3 protein-coding genes are annotated in these 2977 nt (G+C 67.3%); 1 reads left to right on the top strand and 2 read right to left on the bottom strand.

The window, feature by feature from the left end:
* Positions 1-1374: phosphoribosylformylglycinamidine synthase subunit PurL (gene purL / locus B3587_RS06345; RefSeq protein ID WP_292727247.1), on the bottom strand; the 1374-nt coding region annotated here is incomplete at its 3' end.
* Positions 1375-1644: 270 nt separating this feature from the next.
* Entirely contained in the window at positions 1645-2208 is a 564-nt protein-coding gene (locus B3587_RS06350) for a DUF4395 domain-containing protein (protein ID WP_228179310.1), read from the bottom strand.
* Positions 2209-2420: 212 nt separating this feature from the next.
* Here B3587_RS06350 and B3587_RS06355 point away from each other — a divergent pair.
* Positions 2421-2977: TerC family protein (locus B3587_RS06355; RefSeq protein ID WP_292727244.1), on the top strand; the 557-nt coding region annotated here is incomplete at its 3' end.

Here is a 2977-nt window from a genome sequence, read left to right on the forward strand (position 1 = left end):
GTCGTACTGGTTGGTGATCCAGGATGTGTCGGCGAGGTTCGGGCTCGCGACCAGGGCGAGGAACTGCTCACGCACCTCGTCCGGTTCGCTGGGGCGCTGCAGCGCTGCGGCTGAATCGTCGCGGAGGGCGTCGATCCAGGTCGGGTAGGCGACGGGCCGCTCGTAGACGGGCCCGTCGACCGCGACGGTGGAGGGGTCGACATCCACGATCTGCTCGCCGTGCCAGAAGATCTGCAGGCGGCCATCGCCGGTGACTTCGCCGAGCACGCTCGTCTCGACCTCCCAGCGGCCGACGACCTCGAGGAACGCGTCGAGCTTCTCGGGAGCGACGATGGCCATCATCCGCTCCTGCGACTCGCTCATCAGGATCTCTTCCGGCGTGAGGCTCGGGTCGCGCAGCAGCACGTTCTCGAGGTCGACCCGCATGCCGCTGCCGCCGTTTGCCGCGAGCTCGCTGGTGGCGCAGGAGATACCGGCGGCGCCGAGGTCCTGGATCGCTTCGACGAGATCATCGCGGTAGAGCTCGAGGCAGCACTCGATGAGCACCTTCTCGGCAAACGGGTCGCCCACCTGCACCGCGGGGCGCTTGGTCGGGCCGCCGTCGGCGAAGGTGTCGGAAGCGAGGATGGATGCTCCGCCGATGCCGTCGCCGCCGGTGCGAGCGCCGAACAGCACGACCTTGTTGCCCGCGCCCGAGGCGTTGGCAAGCTTCAGGTCTTCGTGGCGCAGCACGCCGACGGCGAGAGCGTTGACCAGCGGGTTGCCCTGGTAGACGGCATCGAAGACTGTCTCACCGCCGATGTTCGGCAGGCCCAGGCAGTTGCCGTAGAACGAGATCCCACTGACCACGCCGTGCACGACGCGGGCGGTGTCGGGGTTGTCGATCGCGCCGAAGCGCAACTGGTCCATGACAGCGACCGGGCGCGCCCCCATCGAGATGATGTCGCGGACGATGCCGCCCACACCGGTCGCGGCACCCTGGAACGGCTCGATGTAGCTCGGGTGGTTGTGCGACTCGACCTTGAACGTCACCGCCCAGCCCTCGCCGATGTCGACGACGCCCGCGTTCTGACCCATGCCGACCATGAGACGCTCGCGCATTTCGTCGCTGACCTTCTGCCCGAACCGGCGCAGGTAGATCTTGCTGGACTTGTAGGAGCAGTGCTCGCTCCACATGACCGAGTACATGGCGAGCTCACCGCTCGTGGGCCGGCGCCCGAGAATCTCGCGGATCTGCGCGTACTCGTCATCCTTCAGGCCGAGGGCGCCGTACGGCTGCTCGCGTTCGGGCGTCGCCGCGGCGTTCTCAACGGTATCGGCTGCTGCTGCGCCTCTCGGCGCGGCGGTGTCGGCGACTGCTCGGGCGGGAGTGATCGGGGTGCTCACGGGGTGGGACTCCAGTGGTCGAGGATGCCGAGACCGGCGCCAGCGTGCGGGCGACCCCAGTCTACGCGGCGGCCGCTTTCGGCATCCGTGTCGGTTCGTGCTCCTCTTCGGGCGCTCGACGTGGCCGTGCGGTCGAGTCGCAACGGCGCGGATCGTGCCCAACACGCCGGGCGACGGATGCTGCGGGCGGGGTGTCGGGCAATCCGTGCGCCGTTGCGACTGGTGCGTCAGGCCCGTCCTGCGTTGACACGCCGCTCATCACTCGACCGAGTGGCGCTCGCCGCGGGCCGGGGGAGTGTAGGTGCACGTGTCGCCAGCGCACAGCTGCGGTTTGGTGCGCCCGAAGCGGCGGGCCAGCTCGCATCCGACGCAGATGCCGAAGGCCGACTCGGCGAACAGCAGCAGCAGGCATCCGGCGCAGATGGTTTGCGCGATGACCGCCGGCAGCCCCAGCCACCCAAGTGACAGACACCCGAGGAGAGCCATCGAGAATCCGAGCCCCCAGGCGAACTGCTTGGGGGCGGCATCCACCCATTCGGGGCGCTGCGGACGCGTGATGAGGGTGCCGATCAGAAGGGTGGGCGTGAAGCGGGTTCCGACGAAAAGGCGCAGGAACATCTCGGCGGCGAACAGGATGCCGAACCCGCGCATGTACTGCAGGTCGCCGGTGATCACGCCAGAGAGCCAGGCGCTGAAGCCGAGGAGGAACAGGATGCCGGCCGAGGCGCGCACGGCACGCTCGTTGACGACCGGGATGTCGATGCCGTCAACCCACTCGCCGATGACGGGCCGGGTACTGCGGTCGGCGGCGGGTGAAGTCATGGTGCCAATAATACCCCCTGGGGTATCAGTCCTCGATGCCACTCGGTTCGCATGACCGTTCAGTCGCGCCGTGACGTGGGTTCGTCAGCCCGCCGCCCGCACCAGGGCGCGACCGAATAGTGGTGCAGATTCTTCAGTCGCGCCGTTTCGCGGGTTGGCGCGGCGCGAACCCGCACAAGGGCGCGACCGAACCGAGGCCCTACGCTGTCTGCGTGGACTTCTCCTTCGCCTTCACTCCCGATCTGATCGCGGTCTTCGTCACGTTGTTCGTCCTTGAGATCGTGCTGGGCGTCGACAACGTCATCTTCATCTCGATCCTCGCCTCCAAGCTCCCCAAGGAGCAGCAGGCGCGGGCGCGCAACCTCGGTCTTACGCTCGCGATGCTCATCCGTGTCGGCCTCGTCTTTGCGGCGGGCTGGATCATCTCGCTCACCGAACCCGTCGTGACCCTGTGGGGCATTTCGTTCTCGTGGAAGGACTTCATCCTCATCGCGGGCGGGCTCTTCCTCGTCTACAAGGCGGTCACCGAGATCCACCACAAGCTCGAGGGCGCCGAAGAGGAGCATGGCGAGGGCGCGGGCGGCCGCAAGAGCGTGACCTTCGGCTCGGTGATCGCACAGATCCTGCTGCTCGACATCGTCTTCTCGCTCGACTCCGTCATCACCGCCGTCGGCATGACCTCGAACATGGTCATCATCATCACCGTCGTGGTGCTCTCGTTCGGCATCATGCTCTTCGCCTCGCGGTTCATCTTCGCGTTCGTCAACGC

The sequence above is a fragment of the Microbacterium sp. UBA837 genome, assembly GCF_002296025.1.
Lineage (GTDB): Bacteria > Actinomycetota > Actinomycetes > Actinomycetales > Microbacteriaceae > Microbacterium.

Coding starts and splice junctions, on each gene's coding strand:
- B3587_RS06350 (WP_228179310.1), bottom strand. CDS start 2,208: ATGACTTCACCCGCCGCCGACCGCAGTACCCGGCCCGTCATCGGCGAG.